At 29.5% G+C, this 3896-nt stretch carries 4 protein-coding genes; all 4 read left to right on the top strand.

What is annotated here, in order from left to right:
* Positions 1 to 174 precede the first annotated feature (174 nt).
* Entirely contained in the window at positions 175 to 1317 is a 1143-nt protein-coding gene (locus AB1444_16210) for a LegC family aminotransferase (protein MEW6528200.1), read from the top strand.
* Positions 1314 to 1889, top strand: a complete 576-nt coding sequence (locus AB1444_16205) for a NeuD/PglB/VioB family sugar acetyltransferase (protein ID MEW6528199.1) — start codon at positions 1314 to 1316, stop codon at positions 1887 to 1889. Before AB1444_16210 ends, AB1444_16205 begins: the two co-directional genes overlap by 4 nt.
* 198 nt (positions 1890 to 2087) lie before the next feature.
* A complete protein-coding gene (locus AB1444_16200) occupies positions 2088 to 2792 on the top strand; it encodes a sugar phosphate nucleotidyltransferase (GenBank protein MEW6528198.1) in 705 nt (234 codons plus the stop codon).
* On the top strand, positions 2789 to 3896 hold a 1108-nt coding region (locus AB1444_16195), incomplete at its 3' end, for a glycosyltransferase (protein ID MEW6528197.1). The genes AB1444_16200 and AB1444_16195, both read left to right, overlap by 4 nt.

Raw genomic sequence — 3896 nt, 5'->3', positions numbered from 1 at the left:
AAAATGAAGTATTAATATAACCTTAAAAGGTTAGATAATTTTATAAATAAGATAGAAAGCTTGAGAAAAAGTAGATTGAGTAAAAAGGATTTAGTTGAGTTGTTTAAGTATGTTCTTCCGGAATTTAAACACAGAGAAACTGGAAAATATTTAGATGATAAGATGTGATATATGATGGAAAATTATATAAAGATTACAGATTTTATTAAGCAGCTCTATAAAAAAGACAAGGTAGCACTCCATGAGCCGGTCTTTTTGGGTAATGAAAAGAACTATCTGATAGATTGTATAGAATCTACATATGTCTCTTATGTGGGAGATTATGTCAAAAGATTTGAAAATATGATAAAAGATTATACTGAATCTTCTTATGCTGTTGCTGTTGTCAATGGAACTGCAGGACTCCATATATCACTAAAGGTTTTGGGAGTGAGGCCAGAAGATGAAGTTATAACTCAACCTTTAACATTTGTTGCTTCTGCAAATGCAATTTCTCATTGCGGAGCTTATCCAGTTTTTGTTGATGTAGATATTGACACCTTAGGTATGAGTCCTGAAAGTTTACATAAATTTTTAAAGGAACATACAACATTAAAAAACGGTAATTTATACAATAAAAATACCGGAAGAAGGATATCAGCCGTTGTCCCTGTGCATATATTTGGACAACCTTGCAAGATTGATAAGATTGTTGATATATGCAACGAGTATGGGCTTATATGTGCCGAAGATGCAACAGAAGCCCTGGGGAGTTGGTATAAAAATAAACATTGCGGAACTTTTGGAAAAGTTGGTGTTTTTAGCTTCAACGGTAATAAAATTATTACTACCGGAGGTGGTGGTATGGTAGTTACCAACGATCCCGAGGTTGCCCAAAGGATACTCCACCTTACAACAACGGCAAAAGTTCCCCACCCATACGAATACATTCACGATGAAGTGGCTTATAATTATAGATTACCTAATATAAATGCTGCAATCGGTGTAGCACAGATGGAGTGGTTTAATGGGATATTAAGCAACAAAAGACAAACGGCAAGATTATATAAAGAATTTTGCGATAAGGGAGGAATACGGTTTATAAGCGAGCCTGATAATTCTCAATCAAACTACTGGTTAAACGGCATAATTCTTGAAAATAGGCAAGAACGAGACAAATTTTTAAACTATACAAACTCAAATGGTATTCAAACAAGACCTATCTGGAGGTTGATGTATAAGCTTGAAATGTATAAAGACTGTTTTAAAATAGACACACCAGATGCAGAGTGGTTAGAGGATAGAGTGGTAAATATACCAAGTGGGGTTAGAGTATGAAAGAAAAAATAATACTCATCGGTGGAGGCGGACACTGCAAATCTGTAATAGATGTTATTGAATCTATAGGCAGTTTTGATATTTTTGGAATAGTAGATAAAAGAGAAAAAATCGGGGAAAAAGTTTTAGGATACCAGTTTATAGGGTCAGATGAAGATTTACCACAAATATTTTGTGAAATCAAAAAAGCTGTTTTAACGGTTGGTTTTATTAAAGATAACTCTGCAAGAATCAAGATTTACAAATATTGTAAAGAGATAGGTTTTGAATTGCCAAACATTATTTCACCATTAGCATATGTATCAAAGCATGCTGTACTTGGAGAAGGAAACACGATAATGCATTTTGCGATTATAAATACAGGAGCAAAAATAGGCAATAATTGCATTATTAATACCAAAGCATTAATTGAGCATGATGCAATTGTTGAAGACCATTGTCATATTAGCACGGCAGCGGTTGTAAATGGTGGAGCAAGGATAAAAGAAGGAACATTTTTTGGGAGTAATGCTGTTTCAAAAGAATATATAGAAGTAAGTGGGTTTATAAAAGCGGGGAGTGTAGTAAAATGAAAACCTTTATCATTGCTGAGGCATGAGCTGTCGTTACTCATGATATTTTTGAAAGTGTTACATGTGTTGGTGTGCCTGTAAAGAAAATTAAACAATAGAATATATAGAATAATAATTTATTTAACAAAATATATGTTTTAAAAAATTTTAATTTCGTAAAGTATTTTCTCATAATAATATAAATTTGGGAGATAAAGAATGAAAGCAGTTATTTTAGCGGGTGGATTAGGAAGCAGATTAAAACCTTTTACAGATATTATCCCAAAACCATTATTGCCTTTAGGTGAAAGGTCATTAATGGAAGTACAGATTGAACATTTAAGAGAATCGGGTTTTAATGAAATATATGTAGCAATAAATTATATGGGGGAATATGTAAAAACTTTTTTAGGCGATGGGAGTAAATATGGAGTTTCAATAATTTATAGCTTCGAAGAAAAACCATTGGGAACAGCGGGTCCGTTAAGTTTGTTAAGAGATTATTTAAATGAACCATTTTTGTTAATGAATGGTGATATTTTGACTAATGCAGATCTAAAAAAAATATATGATTTTGCAATGCAATATCATGATTCTTTTTTAACAATAGCAACTAAAATAATAACGACGCCTTTCAGGTTTGGGAATATTATTTCTGATGGGATATATGTTAAAAGTGTTGATGAAAAACCTGAATTAAAATTTGAAATTATTGCAGGAATTTATATTATGAAACCTGGTATTTTCAACTATATACCTTATAATGAATATTTTGGTATTGATAATTTAATAAAAATTTTAATTCAAAATAATGAACCTATTACTAAATATCAAATCAAGGATTATTGGTTGGATATAGGAGTTGTGGAAGATTATGAGAAAGCACGAGAAATATATAATAAACATTTTAAGAGTATATCATGAAAATAACATTTGTTAGTAATAACATTTCGATTTTTATAGAAGAGTTGATTGAAAACCTTAGAAAAACAAATTCTTTTAATATATACAATTTGTTTATTTATCACAAGCCTAATGAATATATTTTGGAAAATAATTTAAATTATAATCTTTATGCAGCAAAACTAAATTTTAGGAATGATATTGTTAAAGATAAAATATTAGGCTTTCCAATTAAAATTTTTAAGTATTTTGTTATAAAACGAATAATAAGGGAACAACTAAAATGTGATATATTGCATATTCAATATCTATCCCCTACAAATAGATTTTTTTGGAAAAGTTTTAAGAAGATTAGTCAAAAGATAGTGATCACAATATGGGGTAGCGATTTTTACCAAGCTACTAATAAGACAAAGAAAAAGTTAAAAAAAATGATTAAAGAATGCGACGCTATAACATTTACAAACCCAATCATGGTAAATGATTTTCTAAATTATTATAAAGACATTGATTTATCAAATAAAATTCATGTAATACCTTTTGGGTTGAAAGTCCTTGATATACTTAAAAATAAATTAATTATTAGTGAACAAGCAAGAAAAGATTTGGGTTTTCCTCAAAATAAAATTGTTTTAGTGGTAGGATACTCATCAAATCCAATACACCAACAAGCAAAAATAATAAATTTATTAAATACATTGGACCCAATATATAAAGATAAATTGTTCTTAGTCTTACCTATGACATATGGTAATGATGAGTACAGGAGCATAATCGAAAAATTATTATTTACTTCAGAAATTAAAAGTACGATTTTAAAAGAGTTTATGTCATATGAAAATATTGCAAAACTTAGAGTCGCGACTGATATAATGATTAACTTACCAATTACAGATCAATTTAGTGGAACGATGCAAGAACATATGTATGCAGGAAGTATTGTTATAACTGGAAGTTGGTTACCCTACCATATATTCTGGGAAAAAGGAGTATATGCTGAAATTATTAGTACAATGGATAATTTAACAAATAAATTATTATATGTTTTAGAAAATTTAAATGAACTTAGAGATAAAACAAAAAAAAATAAAAAAATAATTTGGGAATTATCTAGCTGGGAAAAAA

This window comes from Spirochaetota bacterium (assembly GCA_040756435.1).
In the GTDB taxonomy this organism is placed as follows: domain Bacteria; phylum Spirochaetota; class UBA4802; order UBA4802; family UB4802; genus UBA4802.
This window is presented reverse-complemented; position numbering and strand designations above follow the sequence as displayed.

Bases quoted from the DNA above. Each gene is read 5' to 3' on its own strand.
- AB1444_16210 (MEW6528200.1), top strand. From the start codon at position 175: ATGGAAAATTATATAAAGATTACAGATTTTATTAAGCAGCTCTATAAA.
- AB1444_16205 (MEW6528199.1), top strand. From the start codon at position 1,314: ATGAAAGAAAAAATAATACTCATCGGTGGAGGCGGACACTGCAAATCT.
- AB1444_16200 (MEW6528198.1), top strand. From the start codon at position 2,088: ATGAAAGCAGTTATTTTAGCGGGTGGATTAGGAAGCAGATTAAAACCT.